Genomic DNA, 16,132 nt, shown 5'->3' on the forward strand with positions numbered 1-16,132 from the left:
CGTGGCACCTCAGGCTTCTGGGCGGGACGGGATACGACGGCGGCGCTGCAGCGCGCCCAGACCTGCTAGGCCGACGGCCATCAGCACCCAGCTACCCGGCTCGGGCACGGGCGCGGTCATCACGCGCAGCGTCAGGCTGTTGTCGCCGTAGTCGGCCGCAAAGGTGTAGCCCGCGGCATGCGAGAGGTCCAGGCTGGCGAATTGGCTGTTGTTCAGGCGCTGGCCCCAGGTCATCACGGTGAAGCTGTCGCCCACGTTGAATTGCGCGCCGCTCAGCAGGTTCACGGCCAGGGTGCCGCCTAGCGTGGCAGCCCCGCTGATGGCCAGCAGGTCGAAGCTGCCGGCCGCCGTGCCGCCCAGGTCCACCAGGAAGATGCCGCTGGCTTGCTGCGTCAGGCCGCCGATGAGGCTCAGCGTGCCGGCGTCGCTCAGGCCGCCGGCGGCCAGCGTGCCGGTGTTGGTGAGTTGGTCGGCCACGCGCACCGTGCCGTCGCCCGCCAGCGTGCCGGCATTGGCAAAGCCGGTGAAGTTGCCCTGCAGCTCAGCGCCGGCGGCGATGTTCACCCGGCCGGTGTTGTTGAAGCCCGTGAATACCTGCAGCGTGCCGGCCTGCACGTCCACCGTGCCGGTGTTGTTGAACGCGGTGCCGGAGCTGCCGATGCTGGTGGTGAAGGCGCTGGTCTTGAGGTAGTGGCCGGTGTTGTCGAAGCGCGTGCCGCCGCTGCCGCCGATGCTGATGTTGCCGGCGGCCTGGTCCAGCCAGCGGCCTTCGTTGACGAGGCGGGTGTTGCTGGCATTGGTGTTGATGCTGGCGCTGCCGGTGTGGGTGGAGGTGCCGGCCAGCACCAGCGTGCCGCCGCTGACGGTGTTGGTGGCGGCACCCGCCAGGCTGACCGCGCCTTCCAGCCGCGTGCTGCCCGGGCCCGCGAAGGTGCCGCCGCCCCAGGTGGTGGGCCCGGTGACGACGAGGTTGCCGCTGTTGGCGAGCGTACCGCTGCCGACAAAGTCGAGGCGCTCGAACTGGCTGTTGCCGCCCAGGTTGAGCCGGCCGGCGCTGACGACGGTGTTGCCGCCGAGCTCAAGACCTGGTGCGGCGTTGACGATGGCGGCGCCCCCCACGCGGAAGCTGCCCAGGTTGCTGACTGACCGCCCCAAGGTCATGGTGCCGGCGCTGAACTGCAGCGTGGCGCCAGCCGCCACGGTGAACTGGCCGGGGCTGTTGCCGCCGCCCAAGACGTTCAGCGTGCCGGCCTCAACCTGCACCGTGCCGGTGTTGTTGAACGCCGCCCCAGAGGTGCCGATGCTGGTGGTGAAGGCGCCGGTCTTGAGGTAGCGGCCGGTGTTGTCGAACACGGCGGCCCCGCTCCCGCCTATGCCCACGTTGCCGCCGGCCTGGTCCAGCCAGCTGCCTTCGTTGAGGAGGCGGGTGTTGCTGGCGTTGATGTTGATGCCGCCGCTGCCCGTGTGCGTGGTGGTGCCGGCCATCACCAGCGTGCCACCGCTGATCGTGCTGGACGAGGTACCTACCAGGCTCACCGGGCCTTCGAGCCGCGTGGTGCCCGTGCCCGCGAAGGTGCCGCCGCCCCAGGTGGTGGGCCCGGTAACGAGGAGGTCGGCGTTGTTGTTCAGCCGGCCGGCGCCGACGAAGTTGAAGGTATCGAACTGGCTGTCGCCGCCCAGGTTCAGCGCGCCGTTGGTGAAGACGGTCTGGCTGCCCAGCGCCAAGCCCTGTGCCGCGTTGACGACGCCAGCACGGATTTGGAAGCTCCCGGAGTTGCTCACGTCGCGGTTCAAGTCAAAGTTGGCGCCATGGCCAACAAAGTCCAGCGTGGCGCCGCTGGCCACGCGGATCTGCCCGGTGCTGGCGCCGCTGCCGATCAGGCTCAGCGTGCCCGCCTCGACATTGACGCTGCCGCTGTTGTTGAAGCTCAGGCCAAAGCCGCCCACGGTCGTGGTGGTGTTGGCACTGGCTTTGCTGAAGCTACCTTGGTTGTCAAAGACGCTGGTGCCGCCGTTGCCGCTCAGGCTGGTGTTGACGCTGGTGGTGTCCAGCCAGCTGCCCTGGTTGACGATGCGCGCGCCGGACCCGACCGACAGGCCGGTGGCGATGTTCGCCAGCATGGTGGTGCTGCCTGTCAGTTCGAGCGTCTGCCCGCCGGTGAGCGCGCTGCGGTTGCCTTGAATGGTGAGCGCACCCTCGTAGCGCGTGGTGCCCGCGCCGCTGAGGATGGCACCGCTTAGGGTGCTGGCCCCCGTCACGAGCACCCGGCCGGTGTTGTTCAGCGTGCCGCTGTGGTTCAGGCCGCCCAGGCTGGCACTGTCGCTCAGCGTGAGGGCGGCACCGCTGTGGATGGTCAGCGTGCCGGTGCCGGTGATGGTGGCTGCCGCCGGCATGGGCAAGACGGCTCGGATCACGGTGTTGGCGTTGCCCAGCAGCACGGTGTCGCCGGCCCGCGGCAGGCCGGCACTGCCGCTGTTCCAGTTGTTGACCACATCCCAGAAACTGCCGCCCTGCGGTCCGGTCCAGGTCAGGGTGGCGCTGTGAGCGTGGCCGATGAACAGCAAGGGCAGCCAGGCAATGGCGATGTGCGTCAGCTTGGGCTTCGCCGCCTTCGCGCGCTGCGCTTGCCGTTGTTTCGAAGCCAGTCCAGTGAGTGTGCAATGCCGAGAAGGAGAGACTCCGCCCAATTCCAAGTTAGGGGGGCGAAGGGCCCGAACTTCGTGCTGCGCTCCCACACAATCTCTCGGCTCGCTGCCTTGATCTTGTGTGCGACTCCGAAACTCTGGCTGAGGCTGCTTGTTGCTCATCGGGGCTCCCTGACTTGATGTCAATTTGTCGCCATGGTCGGCGGCCACGCCCCGGTAAGTCCTGATGGAACTCTTGCGTTTCTCTCAAGGTTTTATTCTTTCAATGAAATCAATGGCTTACCGGCACTTCTCATGAGCAGGCCCGAGTCTCTGGGTCCGGGTGGAGGCGTCGATTCCTCGGCCGAGCGGACCCTGCAGATCGGCGAATGGCAGGCCGATCCGGTCTTGGACGAGCTGCGACGGGGTGAGCAGGTGCTCAAGCTGGAGCCCCGCAAGATGCGCTTGCTGATGGCCCTGGCGCGCCGGCCGCAGCAACTGGTGACCCTGGATCAGCTGCTCGACGAGGTCTGGGGGGACCTGGTGGTCACCCCGAGTTCGGTGTACCAGTCGATCTCGCAGCTGCGCAGCGTGCTTGGCGATGAGGCCAGTCAGCCGAGGTACATCGTCACCGTGCCGCGCAAGGGCTATCGCCTGGTGGCCGCGGTCAGCGAGGTGGGGGGCCCAGCCACTCCGGCCCCGGCTGCGGGGGCGACACTGCAGCCGCTGCAGTCTGAACCTGAGCTTGAACCACGGCGGCGCGCGACCGATCAACGCGAGGCCCCGCCGGTGCCGCCCACCCTTCCTGCCTCCGCCGCACCATCCTTGCCATCTGTCCCGAGCCGGCGCCTTCTGCTCGGCGGCTCGGCGGCTGCGGCGGCCTTGCTCGGCGCAGGCGGATGGTGGGCTTGGCAGCGCGCTACGCGCACACCGGCCGCTGACATCACTTTGGCCGTCCTTCCTTTTGATGACGCCTCGCCCAAAGAGCTGGAGCAGCCCCTGGCTGAGGGCCTTGCCGAAAGTGTGATCGGCGCCCTGTCTCGCCATCAGCAGATTCGGGTGGCGGCTCGTGCTACGTCCTTCCAGTTCCGCAGTGCCCAGGATCTGGCGCCGCAGGCCACGCAACTGGCGGTGACCCATGTGCTCTGGGGTGAGCTGCGGCGCTGGCAGCAGGGCCTTTCACTCAAGCTCAGCCTGCACCGTGCTGCGGACAGCGAAGTGCTTTGGCAGCAGGTGCTGGAGTCGCCCGCTGCCGCCCTGGGCAGCCTGGCCGAAAGCGTGGCCAATGCGGCGCTTCGGGCCCTGGGCGTGGCGCCCTTGCCAGCCCATGCGAAGCCGGTGCCTTTGGCCGATGCCTATGAGTTCTACCTGCTGGGTCTGCACCACCAGCGCGGGGGGCAGATCGAGGGCATCTTGAAGGCGCGCGATTACTTCCAGCGCGCTGTCGATGCCGACCCAGGTTTTGCCTTGGCCTATGTGGGCCTGGCCGTGACCTGGACGGGCGAGTACTTCTACGGCACGGGCTTGAGCTTCAGGGCCATGGACGCACGCACCCAGCCCTTGATCGATCGGGCTTTGAAGCTGGATCCGGAGCTGCCCTTGGCCCTGGGCGCGCAAGGCAGTCAGCTGTCCCATCGCGGCCAGCATGACGAAGCCCGGCTCTGGCATGAACGGGCCTTGGCCAAGGCGCCGCACGACGCCACCTTGCTGTATTGGGCAGGAAGCACCGAGAACAGCGCCGGCTGGCCGGCCCGCGCGCTCAGCTACTACAGCCGCGCCGCCGAGCTGAGCCCCTTGGCGCCGCAAATCCAGCATCTGAGGGGTGTGGCGGCAACCAACGCGGGCCGCTATGAGCTGGCCGAGCAAGCCTATCGGCGCGCCATCACCCTGGCGCCCCAGCATCCCAACGGTCAGTGGGGTCTGGGCATCATCGGCTTCGCCAGGGGGCAGCTCGATGAGGCGGTGCAAGGCTATCGCAAAGCCCTCTTGATCAACCCGAACCGCGCTTACTTGTGGGAGCAGCTGGCATGGGTCTACCTCGATCTGGGCATGGTCGACGAAGCCGGTCGGGCCTTTGCACAGTTCCAGGCGCAGAGCGCGCAGCCGGCCTGGGCGCGCGTGACCGCGCTGCGCACATGGGTCTGTGCGCAGGATCAGGCGGCCCTGCGCAAGGCGGTGGACGCTCTGCCCGCGCAGAGCAAGGAGCGCGACGCGGTCATCGAGCTCGCCCTGCTGCGCCTGCTGCTGGGGCAGCCCGAGCAGGCGCACAAGATCCTGGCGTCTGTCGTGGGCCTGGTTCTGGCCGACCCCGTGCCGCTGTACAACGAATGGGGAACTTTTCTGGGCCAGCATGCCTGGCTTGATGTGGCCGCCGTCTACCACGCCACCGGGCGCCGCGAAGAGGCGGAACCCTTCATCGAGCAAGCGTCCAGCTTTGTCGAGCGTTATGCCAAACAGGGCAATGTCTGGCATGCCATCGGCTACCACCGCGCCCGCATGGCCGCGATGCGAGGCCAGCCCGAGGCGGCATTGGCGGCCTTGGAGGATGCGGTTCGCCTGGGCTGGCGACGGGGCTGGTGGTTGGCGCAAGACCCGGCACTGCAAAGCCTACGAGAGCTGCCGAGGTTCAAGGCGGTGCTGGCCCGCATCGAGGACTCGAATCGCCAGCAGCGCCAAAGACTGCTGGCCTGAGTGAGCGCCGCCCAGCGGCGGGGGAGGGGCTGCGCTCAGCTCTGTTGCTGGCGCTCCTGCTCGGCCGCAGCCAGCATGGCCTCGCGCCACAGCCGCGCTGGCACAAAGGTGCGCAGCTGCTCCATGGCCTTGTCGATCAGGACCGGATGCAGCTCGTGGCCGATGCCGGGGCGCACATCGGCCGTGACATCGCCGCCCAGCCGCACCAGGGTCTGGGCCGACTCCACAGCGTACTGGTAGGGCAGCACCGTGTCCGCCATGCCGTGCAGCAGATGCACCGAGACCTGCTCGGGCGCATGCGCGGGCAGCTGCGCATGCCGGCCGCCGAAGGCCAGCACCCGGCCGGCCAGCTGGGGCTCGGCCTGCACCGCCTCCAGCGCCATGATGGCGCCCTGGGAGAAGCCGCCCAGCGCCACACGCTCCCAGGCCAGGCCATGCTGGGCGGCGCAGGCCCTCACCAGGGCGATGAAGCCCGGCAGCGCTGCGGCGACGCGCGCCGGGTGATTCTCATCATCCAGGCCCTGTGCCGAGAACCATTGGTAGCCACTGCCGCCGCCCGGCACGCCATCAAAGGGCTCGGGCGCATCGAAACTTAGCACCGCAGCCTGCGGATACTGCGTGCGCAGGGCCTCGGCCAGCGGTCGCATCTGCTGGGCATCGGCACCCAGGCCGTGAAACAGCAGGAACAGCAACTCGGGCGCTGCGCCGCCGGCGGGCAGCAGGGCAAGAGCAGGGGCGGAATAGGCATTCATGCCGCAATTGTCGCGCCTTCCCGCTATGCTGCGCGGCGGCCTTATCAGGCGCTCAAGGACATCATGGAACTCAAAGTCAACGGGCAGCTCCAGCGTCTGCCCGAACATGCCAGCGATCCCGCCATGCCCCTGCTTTGGGCCCTGCGCGACGGGCTGGATCTCACCGGCACCAAGTTCGGCTGCGGTGTGGCGGCCTGCGGCGCCTGCACCGTGCAGGTGGACGGCGAAGCCCGGCGCAGCTGCGTCACGCCCCTGTCCAGCGTGGTCGGGCGCACCATCACCACCATCGAGGGCCTGGGCCCCGACCATGTGCTACAGCAGGCCTGGGTGGCGCATCAGGTGCCGCAGTGTGGCTACTGCCAGAGCGGCATGCTGATGGCCGCCGCCGCCCTGCTGCGCAAGAACCGCCAGCCCAGCGATGCCGAGATCGATGCGGCCATCACCAATCTCTGCCGCTGCGGCACCTATCCGCGCGTGCGCGCCGCCATCCATGCCGCGGCCGCCCAGCTGGCGGGGGCCAAGGCATGAGGCGTCGCACCCTGCTGCTCTCGGGGCTGACCGCCGCCGGGGCCCTGCTGGTGGGCGTGGCAGCCCTGCCGCCGCGCAGCCGCCTGGGCCGCGCCGACACCTTGCCGCGGGTCGAAGGCGAGCTGGGCCTGAACGCCTGGATCAAGATCGAGGCCGAGAGCGGCGATGTGCTGCTGGCCATGCCGCGCAGCGAGATGGGGCAGGGCGTGCACACGGCCCTGGCCCAGCTGGTGGCCGAGGAGCTGCGCCTCCCGCTGGCGCGGGTGCGCCTGATTCCGGCCGGCAATGAGAGCCTCTACGGCAATGTGGCCATGTTCGTGGGCCAGCTGCCCCTGGCGCCCCAGCACACCGAGCCGGGGCATGAAAGCATACTGGCCCGCCTGGGCCAGTGGAGCGTGACCAAGCTGGCGCGCGAGCTGGGCGTCAACGCCACCGGCGGCAGCTCCAGCGTGGCCGATGCCTGGGAGTCGCTGCGCTGGGCTGCGGCCACGGCGCGTCAGCAGCTTCTGGGCGCGGCCTCCCTGCAATGGGGCCAGGCTCTGGCCGAGCTGCAGCTGGAGCAGGGCTGGGTCAGCCATGCCATCGGCAAACGTGCCCACTACGGCGAGCTGGCCCGCGCGGCGGCCGCCACCCCGCCCGGCGAGGTGAGCCTGACCCCGCCCGAGGCCTGGCGCCTGATCGGCCGCCCCGCACCGCGCCGCGATGTGCCGGCCAAGGTGGATGGCTCGGCGCGCTTCGGCATCGACCAGCGCCCGCCGGGCCTGCTCTACGCCGCCATCCGCCAGGCGCCCATGCTGGGCGGCTCGCCCGGCGCGGTGGATGCCAGCGCGGCCCTGCGCCTGCCCGATGTGCTGCGCCTGGTGCGCCTGCCGCCTTATGCCGGCAGTGCGCCGGCCCTGGCCGTGGTGGCGCGCAACAGCTGGCGCGCCCAGCAGGCAGCCCAGGCCCTGGACGTGCAGTGGCAGGGCCGCCCGGCCGGCGCGCTGGACGGCGAGCGCATCGCCGAGCAGCTGCGCGAGGCCGCGCGCCGCGCCGCGGCGGGCGAGGGGACGGCCTTTCGCCGCAGCGGCGATGCGGCCGCCCAGCTGGACCAGCCCCTGGCCGAGGGCGAGCGCCTGGTGGAGGCGCTCTACGAAGCACCCTATCTGGCCCACGCCACCCTGGAGCCCATGAACTGCACGGCGCAGGTGAAGGATGGCCGGGTGACGCTCTGGCTGCCCACCCAGGTGCCGGGTCTGGCGCGCGCCCTGGCGGCGCGGGTGGCGGGGGTGGACGAGTCGGCGGTGGAGGTGCATGTGACGTATCTGGGCGGCGGCTTCGGCCGGCGCCTGGAGGTGGACCTGGTGGGTCAGGCCGTGCGCGTGGCCCTGGAGACCGGCGGCGCGCCGGTGCAGCTGCTGTGGTCGCGCGAGGAAGACTTTCGCCACGACTTCTACCGCCCCGCAGGCGCCGCCTTCTGCCGCGCCCGGCTGGACGCCCAGGGCCGGCCCCAGGCCCTGCTTGTCGGTAGCGCGGGCGACGCCATCTCGCCGCGCTGGATGGAGCGCGTGCTGCCGGCCCTGAGCAGCCGCTTCGAGGCGCCCGACAAGACCACGGCCGAGGGCCTGCTGGACCATCCCTATGCCCTGGCCCACCAGCGCATTGCCCATCTGGCCACGCACAGCGGCGTGCCCGTGGGCTTTTGGCGCTCGGTGGGGCATTCGCAGAACGCCTTCTTCATCGAGAGCTTTGTGGACGAGCTGGCCCATGCGGCGGGCCGCGATCCGCTGGACTTCCGCCTGCAGTGGCTGGATGCGGCCCTGCCGCGTCATGCGGCGGTGCTGCGCCTGGCGGCCGAGAAGGCCGGCTGGGGTCAGGCCTTGCCCCAAGGCGTGGCGCGCGGCCTGGCCCTGCACGAGAGCTTTGGCAGCATCGTCGCCCAGGTGCTGGAGCTGCGCCTGGAGCCCGATGCTCAGCCGCGCGTGCTGCGCGTGGTCTGCGCCCTGGACTGCGGCCAGGTGGTGAACCCGGCCATCGTCGAGCGGCAGATGGAGAGCGCCATCATCTTCGGCCTCACGGCCGCGCTGTGGGGGCGCATCGATATCGGCTCCGATGGTGCGGTGCGCCAGAGCGGCTTTGCCGACCATCCCCTGCTCAGCCTGGCCCAGACGCCGCGCATCGAAACCCATCGGGTCGCCAGCACGAATCCGCCGGGCGGCGTGGGTGAGCCGGGCGTGCCGCCGGTGGCGCCGGCCCTGGCGAATGCGCTGTTCGCGCTCACGGGTGAGCGGCGGCGGCGTCTGCCGCTGTGGGGCTGAGGCCGTCTCACGGCGCCGCGCAGGCGCTCTAGGACCGCCGCTGGTCGTTGTCGTGGTGCCCGATCAGGCGCACCAGCGTCGCGCGCAAGCGCAGGGCGTCGATGGGCTTGGTCAGGAAGTCGTTCATGCCGGCCGCCTGAGCCTCCTCGCGCTCGGAGAGGAGGGCGGCGGCCGTCAGGGCCACGATGGGCAGGGCCTCGGCGCTGAAGCGCCGCCGGATCTGGCGCGTGGCTTCATGGCCACTCATCACGGGCATCTGCACATCCATCAGTACCGCATCAAAGGGCTTGCCCATGCTGGCCTGGGCGTTGATGGCTTCCACGGCCTGGGCGCCGTCGCTGGCCTGGGAGACTTCCAGGCCCCACTGCTCCAGCAGGGCCACGGCGATCATCATGTTCACCGGGTTGTCCTCCACCATCAGCACGCGCAGGCCCTGCAGGTCCTGGTTGTCGCGGGCCTCGCGCAGCTGGGTGCTGATGGGGGTGGCCGTGCCGGGCAGGGGCAGCTCGGCCCAGAAGGTGGAGCCCTGGCCGGGTGTGCTCTCCACGCCCACCGTGCCGCCCATCAGGCCGGCCAGTTCGCGGCAGATGGACAGGCCCAGGCCCGTGCCGCCGTAGCGGCGTGTGGTGGATTCATCAGCCTGGGTGAAGGGCTGGAACAGGCGTGCCTGCATGGCCGGCGCGATGCCGGGCCCGGTGTCGCTGACCTCGATGCGCAGGCGTTCCTCGTCGAGCTGGCGCACCCGCACCGCCACCGAGCCGCTCTCGGTGAACTTGAGGGCATTGGTGAGGTAGTTGGAGAGAATCTGCCGCGTGCGCACCGGGTCGCCCACCACCCAGGCGGGCACGGCCTCGTCCACATCGATGCGGAAGCCCAGACCGCGTGCCTGGGCCAGGGTGAGATAGGCCATGCGCATGGTGGCCAGCATGTCGCGCAGGGCAAAGGGCACGGACTCCAGGGTCAGGCGGCCGGCCTCGATCTTGGAGAGGTCCAGGATGTCCGAGATCAGGCCCGAGAGGCTCTCGGCGCTGTCCAGCATCTGGTCCAGATATTGGCGGCGGGTGCCATCGTCCAGATCGGGCTGCTGCAGCATGCGGGCCAGACCCAGCAGGCCGTTGAGCGGGGTGCGAATCTCGTGGCTGGTATTGGCCAGGAAGGCGCTCTTGGCCCGGTTGGCGGCCTGGGCCTCGTCCTTGGCCTGGGCCAGGGCGGCTTCGACGCGGCGCTTCTCGGTCACGTCCTCCATGATCCAGATGGTGCCGCCGCGACTGGGGTGGTCTGGATCCACGGCCTTGGCCAGAATGCGGCACAGAAAGGTGGAACCATCGCGCCGGCGCATGGGGCGCTCCACCTCGACCTGCTCGCCAAAGGCCAGGCGCTGGCCGATTTCCTCGCCGGCCGCGGCATAGGCCTCGGGACCTGGCCAGACCACGGAGCCGTGCTGGCCGATCAGGCCGCCCGGCGGCCAGCCGAACATCTGCTCCACCAGGGGGTTGGCCTGCACGAAGTGCTGGTCGCGGGTGAGCGCGATGCCGATGGAGGCGTTCTGCAGAATGGCCGCGTGCACGAGGCGGGTGCGCTCGCTCTCGGTCACATCGCGGGCATTGATGACCAGATAGGCCTGGCCATCCATATTGAAGGGGGCGGCTGAGAGCACCATGGAGACCACGTCGCCGCTCTTGGTCACGAAATTGGCTGGAACCTCGGTGACGCGGCCCATCTCCCGCACGCCCTGGATCACGCGCTCGCGCTCGCCGGCCCGCTGCCACAGCCCCAGATCTTCGGAGCTGCGCCCCAGCACCTCCTCGGTGCTGTAGCCCGAGAGCCGCTCGAAGGTCTTGTTGACCATGGCAAAGCGGCCGGACTCCATCTCGGTGAGGGTGATCACATCGGGGCTGGTGGCCACCAGATGCGAGAGCAGGCCCTCGCTGCGGCGCAGGGCCTCCTGGGCGCGGCTTTGCTCGGTCTGGTCAATGAAGAAGGACAGGGTGGCCGGGCCGGCCGTGGCATCCACGCGCACGCTGGTGGCCTGTACCAGCCGGCGGCGGCGTGAGAGCGTGCGCAGGCGGAACTCGGCCATGGGCAGCATGCCGCCCACGGGCAGGCTCTCCAGCTTGGCGGCGCGCTGGCGGGCGCGTTCGTCGTCGCCGGGCTCGTAGTGCGAGAACAGGTCCTGACCGATCATGCTGGAGCGCTGGGTGTAGCCGAACATGGCCATGGCGGCCGGGTTGGCGTCCAGCACACGGCCCCAGCGGTGCAGCACCAAGGGGCTGGGCGAGCGACGGAAGAGTTCGCGGTAGCGGGTCTCGGTGGCGGTCACGGCCTGCTCGGCCTGGACCTCGTGCGTCACGTCGCGACCTACGCCCCAGTAGCCGCGAAAGCTGCCTTGGCTGTCGAAGCGCGGCTCCCCGCTGATGGAGACGAAGCGCAGGCTGCCATCCGGCGCGCGGCGCCGGGCCACCAGGCCGTGGAAGGCGCGACGGGCCTCCAGGTCCGCACGGTGTGCGTCCATCTCCTCGTCGCTCAGACCCATATCGGCAATTTCCCAGGGGGTCTTGCCCAGACGCTTGTCCAGCTCCAGACCGGAGCGCTTGTCCGCGGCCTCGGCCAGGTGGGTGAAGCGGAACTCGCGGTCCATTTCCCAGTACCAGTCGGCGGCCATGGACAGCAGGTGGCGGAAGCGCGCATTGCGCTCACCGGCCTCGCGCAGGGAGTGACCCAGCATGCGGGTGGCGGCAAGACCTGTTACCAGGCCACCGAACAGCATCATCAGGTGGGCGGCCAGCCGTGAACCCAGCTGGGGGGCGCCGGGCGGGCCCCAGCCATCGAGCTCGGCCCAGCTCAGGCCGCCCAGGCCCAGCAGGGCCAGACCGAAGATGGGCAGGCCGCCACGCGGGCCCTGCAGCAGCGTGGCCAGGGCCACCATGAGGCCCAGCAAGCCCAGACCGATGCTGGACAGGCCCTGCTGCCGCGACAGGGCGATGCACACCGGCAAGAGCGTGATCAGCGCCATCAGCAGCAGGGCGAAGCTGTCGGTCACGAGAGCGCGCAGCCGCCACAGCCCCAGGGCCGACAGCAGGGCAATGCCCCAGGCCAGCAGGGGCGGCAGCAGGCCGTGCAGCGGCTCGCCGGGGGCGCGCCCCAGCCAGAGCAGAATGCCGGTCAGGGTGCACAGCAGGCTGCCGCTGCCCAGCAGCAGGGGGCGCGCATGCTGCTGCACGCGCAGTACCAGACGGCCCTGGGGGCCGTTGGGCTCCAGATCCTGCCCAACCAGGCTGCTCAGATCGTCGGGTATGTCCTTGCTCACGGGGCTGGCGCGCACAAAGGGCCTTGGCTCATGAAAGGTCCGCAGTCTCCGCCAGAAACCGACCGGCTGAACATCCGTTCAGCCCCTCAAAGCCGGGGTTGTTCGCAGCCGATGCGACCAACTGAGGAATAGTTCTCGCCAGCAATCTTTAGCCACGGGCGGTCTGTAGCTGCTCTCGGGTGGCCTGAGCAGCACGCCGGGCTGCGCTGGCAAAGTCTTCCAAGCTCGCTCCCGCGTAGAGCACGGCGCGCGAGCTGTTGACGATGATGGGGCCGCCGGCACGCCAGCCGGCCTTGACGGTGGCCGCGGCGTCGCCACCCTGGGCGCCCACGCCCGGGATCAGCAGGGGCAGGCTGGGCGCCAGCTCGCGCACCCGGGCGATCTCCTCGGGGTAGGTCGCGCCCACCACCAGGCCCAGCTGGCCGTTCTTGTTCCACTGGGTCTGGGCCAGATGGGCCAGGTGCTCGAACAGGCGGGGCTGGCCCGGCACATCGGCCAGGCGCTGCATCTGCCAGTCATTGCCGCCGGCGTTCGAGGTGCGGCACAGCAGGATCACGCCCTTGTCGGGGTAGCGCAGATAGGGTTCGACGGAGTCGAAGCCCATAAAGGGCGAGACGGTCACGGCATCGGCCTGGTAGCGCTCGAAGGCTTCCTTGGCGTACTGCTCGGCGGTGGAGCCGATATCGCCGCGCTTGGCGTCCAGGATCACCGGCACGCCGGGCGCCACGCGCTTGATGTGGGCCATCAGGCGCTCGAGCTGGTCCTCGGCGCGGTGGGCGGCGAAGTAGGCGATCTGGGGTTTGAAGGCGCTGACCAGGTCCTTGGTCGCGTCCACGATGGCGGCGCAGAAGTCGTAGATGCGGCCCGCATCGCCCTTCCAGGCGCCGGGAAACTTGCCCGGCTCCGGATCCAGCCCCACGCAAAGCATCGAGTCGTTGAGCTGTTCGGCCTTGGAGAGCTGCTGGATGAAATTCATGGGCGGGTTGCGACCGAGGTCAGGGCGGGTTGAGGTGGCGTATTGTCCTGCTTTTACCCGGATTTGATGAGTCTTGGGCCTCAGGCAGGGGAGGGGACACCATGCAGGTCATGGAGAGCGAGCGTCTGCGGCTGCGCTGGTTTGAGCCCGCGGATGCCGCGTTCGCGCTGGAGCTGATCAATGAGCCGGCCTGGAAGGCCAATATCTCGGATGCCGGGGTGCGTGACGAGGCCGGAGCCCGGGCCTGGATCGAGGACAAGCTGCTGCCCGTCTACTGGCGGCAGGGGCAGGGCTTCTGGCTCGTGGAGCGTCGCGGGGACGGGGTGCCGCTGGGCCTGTGCGGTCTGATCCACCGCCCCGGCCTCCCCCTGCCGGACCTGGGCTATGCCTTGCTGCGCCGGTACTGGGGTCAAGGCTATGCCCGCGAGGCGGCCCGTGCCTGCCTGGACTACGCCCGTCGAGTCCTGGATCTGGATGAGTTGCTGGCCACCACGGCGCCCCACAACCAGGACTCGGGGCGGCTCTTGCTGGACATCGGCTTTGTTGACGAGGGCTTGCAGTCCACCGAGGCCTACGACGAGCCCTCGCGTCTGTATCGCTGGCGCCGGCCTGAGCCCTCGCCCTGGCCCGCGGGCCTGGAGGGGCTGCTGGCGCGCTTCTGGGCCGCCTTTGACAACCGCGGCGGGGCCCTGCCGCCCCTGGCCGCCTTGCCGGCCCTGTTTGCCGAGGATGCGCGCATCCATGTGTTGAACGGCGGCTTGTCCCAGCACATGGATCTGCGCCAGTTCCTGCCGCCTCGCGCCACCCTGCTGATGCCGGGCGGGCGGCTGCGTGAGTTTCATGAGCAGATGAGCCAGCCCCCCGAGGTGCGCCAGGCCGGGGGGCTGGCCCAGGTCTGGATGCGCTATCGCAAACAGGGCCTGCTGGATGGTCAGCCCTATGGTGGCGAGGGCCGCAAGGGCCTGCAGCTGCTGTGTGAGCAGGGGCGCTGGCGCATTGCCTCCCTGGTCTGGGAGGACGATGCCGCACCCGTTCAGCCGGTGCGCTGAGCCGCCAGCAGGGCGGCGAAGTCGGGGGCGCGCAGCGGGCGGCCGAAGAGCCAGCCCTGGGCTTCGCGGCAGCCCTGCTGGCGCAGGATGTCCAGCTGGCCCTGGGTCTCGACGCCCTCGGCCAGGGTCTGCAGGCCCAGGCTGGTGGCCATGCTGATGATGGCGGCGACGATGGCCCGGTCCTCCGGGTCCTCGGTAAGGTCGCGCACAAAGCTCTGATCGATCTTGAGCTTGTAGACCGGGAACTTCTTCAGATAGCTCAGCGAGGAGTAGCCGGTACCGAAGTCGTCCATGGCCAGCTGTAGGCCGCGCCGGTGCAACTCGCGCATGGTCTCGATGGCGCGCTGCGGCTCCAGCATGGCCATGCCCTCGGTCAGTTCCAGCTCCAGCAGGGCCGGATCAATGCCGGCCTGCTTGACGATCTGATCGATCAGCTGGGGCAGCTCCAGATGGCGGAACTGCACCGAGGACAGGTTCACCGCCACCTTCACCGGCCCCAGTCCCTGCGCCATCCATTGCCGGATCTGTCGCGTGGCCTCGCGGATCACCCATTCGCCCATGGGCAGGATCAGGCCGCAGCTCTCCGCCACCGGGATGAACTCGGTGGGCGAGACCGATCCCAGCTCGGGGTGTTCCCAGCGCAGCAGGGCTTCGGCGCCCGTGATCAGCCCCCGCTCCAGCTCCACCTGCGGCTGGTAGCACAGATGCAGCTGCTCGCGCTCCAGGGCGCGGCGCAGGGCGTTCTCCAGCGTCAGGGCGCGCAGGGTCTGCGCCTGCATCTCGGCGGTGAAGAAGCGGGCGGCGTTGCGGCCATCGCGCTTGGCGCGGTACATGGCCACATCGGCGCTGGCGCACAGGGTGTCGAAGTCCTGACCGTCCTCGGGAAAGATGGCAATGCCGATGGACGGTGAGGTGCTCAGCTCATGCTGCTCCACCACAAAGGGTTCGGCGCACAGGCCCAGCAGCTTGCGCGCCACATGGGCGGCGCCCTGTGCATCGGTGTCGGGCAGCACCATCACGAACTCGTCGCCGCCAAGCCGTGCCACGGTATCGGGCTCGCGCAAGGCGCTGCGCAGGCGCTGGGCCAGCTGGCGCAGCAGCACATCCCCGACCCGATGCCCCAGCGAGTCATTGACCCGCTTGAAGTGGTCCAGGTCCAGGAACATCAGGGCCAGCTGATGCCCCTGCCGGCGGGCGATCTCCAGGGCCTGCTCGGCGCGTTCCTTGAGCAGCAGGCGGTTGGGCAGGCCGGTGAGCGAGTCGAAATGGGCCAGGCTCTGGATGCGGGCCTCGGCCGCATGCTGCTCGCGGATCTTGTCCTCCAGGGCCTGCACGGTCTGGCTGAGCTGCTGTGTGCGTTCCTGCACCAGGGCCTCCAGCTCGGCCTTGGCCTGCAGCACGGCTGCCTCGGCCTGCTTGCGGGCGCTGATGTCCATGGTGATCCAGATTGAGCCCTGGGACAGGTCCGAGGGCTCGATGGCCTTGCTGCGCACCTCGCAATGGACGGGGCTGCCGTCCTTACGGGCCAGCATCATCTCGCCCTGGAAGGCGCGCCCCTCGCTGAAGGGCGCATAGCAGTCCCGGCCGGCCTGCTCCCAACCCTCGTCGTCCAGATACCAGCTGCGCGAGCTCAGGCCGTTGAGCTCGCCGGGCGCGTAGCCGAAGAGCTGCTCGAAAGCCCGGTTGCAGCGCGTCACCCGCCGGTCCTTGAGGAAGACGATGCCCACCATGGCGTGGTCGAAGATCAGCTGCTGCTCCAGCATCAGCTGGGCCAGGCCCGCTTCGGCACGCTTGCGGTCGTCGATATCGTCCACGATCCAGATCGAGCCGGCCTCCGGATGGGCGGGATCAATCAGGCGGCCGGTGAGGCTGCACCAGAAGAGCTGGCCGCCGCGCCGCCTCATCAG

9 protein-coding genes are annotated in these 16,132 nt (G+C 69.7%); 4 read left to right on the forward strand and 5 right to left on the reverse strand.

From position 1 onward, the window contains the following. Nucleotides 1–9 precede the first annotated feature (9 nt). Nucleotides 10–2,565, reverse strand: coding sequence for a beta strand repeat-containing protein (locus DFR39_RS04040; RefSeq protein ID WP_162849419.1), 2,556 nt, complete (start codon nucleotides 2,563–2,565; stop codon nucleotides 10–12). A gap of 375 nt (nucleotides 2,566–2,940) precedes the next feature. Between DFR39_RS04040 and DFR39_RS04045 the strand changes: the two genes are divergently transcribed. Then, complete coding sequence (locus DFR39_RS04045; RefSeq protein WP_162849420.1) at nucleotides 2,941–5,316, forward strand: winged helix-turn-helix domain-containing protein; 2,376 nt, start codon at nucleotides 2,941–2,943, stop codon at nucleotides 5,314–5,316. A 35-nt stretch (nucleotides 5,317–5,351) separates the two neighbouring features. On the opposite strand, the gene ypfH is transcribed toward DFR39_RS04045, so the two are convergent. Beyond that, a complete protein-coding gene (ypfH, locus tag DFR39_RS04050; RefSeq protein WP_133602231.1) occupies nucleotides 5,352–6,068 on the reverse strand; it encodes an esterase in 717 nt (238 codons plus the stop codon). Between the two features lie 63 nt (nucleotides 6,069–6,131). Here ypfH and DFR39_RS04055 point away from each other — a divergent pair, with 63 nt between their 5' ends. Both DFR39_RS04055 and DFR39_RS04060 read left to right on the forward strand, forming a co-directional pair. Then, nucleotides 6,132–6,596, forward strand: a complete 465-nt coding sequence (locus DFR39_RS04055) for a (2Fe-2S)-binding protein (protein ID WP_133602232.1) — start codon at nucleotides 6,132–6,134, stop codon at nucleotides 6,594–6,596. Continuing rightward, a complete protein-coding gene (locus DFR39_RS04060) occupies nucleotides 6,593–8,893 on the forward strand; it encodes a xanthine dehydrogenase family protein molybdopterin-binding subunit (protein WP_133602233.1) in 2,301 nt (766 codons plus the stop codon). Before DFR39_RS04055 ends, DFR39_RS04060 begins: the two co-directional genes overlap by 4 nt. 28 nt (nucleotides 8,894–8,921) lie before the next feature. On the opposite strand, the gene DFR39_RS04065 is transcribed toward DFR39_RS04060, so the two are convergent. Both DFR39_RS04065 and pyrF read right to left on the reverse strand, forming a co-directional pair. After that, on the reverse strand, nucleotides 8,922–12,200 hold the full coding sequence (locus tag DFR39_RS04065) for a PAS domain-containing hybrid sensor histidine kinase/response regulator (protein WP_133602234.1): 3,279 nt from the start codon (nucleotides 12,198–12,200) through the stop codon (nucleotides 8,922–8,924). 148 nt (nucleotides 12,201–12,348) lie between these two features. Then, a complete protein-coding gene (gene pyrF / locus DFR39_RS04070) occupies nucleotides 12,349–13,176 on the reverse strand; it encodes an orotidine-5'-phosphate decarboxylase (protein ID WP_133602235.1) in 828 nt (275 codons plus the stop codon). A 101-nt stretch (nucleotides 13,177–13,277) separates the two neighbouring features. On the opposite strand from pyrF, the gene DFR39_RS19950 reads away from it, so the two are divergent. Continuing rightward, nucleotides 13,278–14,225: a GNAT family N-acetyltransferase gene (locus DFR39_RS19950; protein ID WP_211343786.1), complete on the forward strand. Its 948-nt coding sequence runs from the start codon at nucleotides 13,278–13,280 to the stop codon at nucleotides 14,223–14,225. On the opposite strand, the gene DFR39_RS04080 is transcribed toward DFR39_RS19950, so the two are convergent. Then, nucleotides 14,210–16,129: a putative bifunctional diguanylate cyclase/phosphodiesterase gene (locus DFR39_RS04080; protein ID WP_246030662.1), complete on the reverse strand. Its 1,920-nt coding sequence runs from the start codon at nucleotides 16,127–16,129 to the stop codon at nucleotides 14,210–14,212. The genes DFR39_RS19950 and DFR39_RS04080 overlap by 16 nt on opposite strands. Between the last annotated feature and the right edge of the window lie 3 nt (nucleotides 16,130–16,132).

Source organism: Roseateles asaccharophilus, assembly GCF_004362405.1.
GTDB classification, from domain to species: domain Bacteria; phylum Pseudomonadota; class Gammaproteobacteria; order Burkholderiales; family Burkholderiaceae_C; genus Kinneretia; species Kinneretia asaccharophila.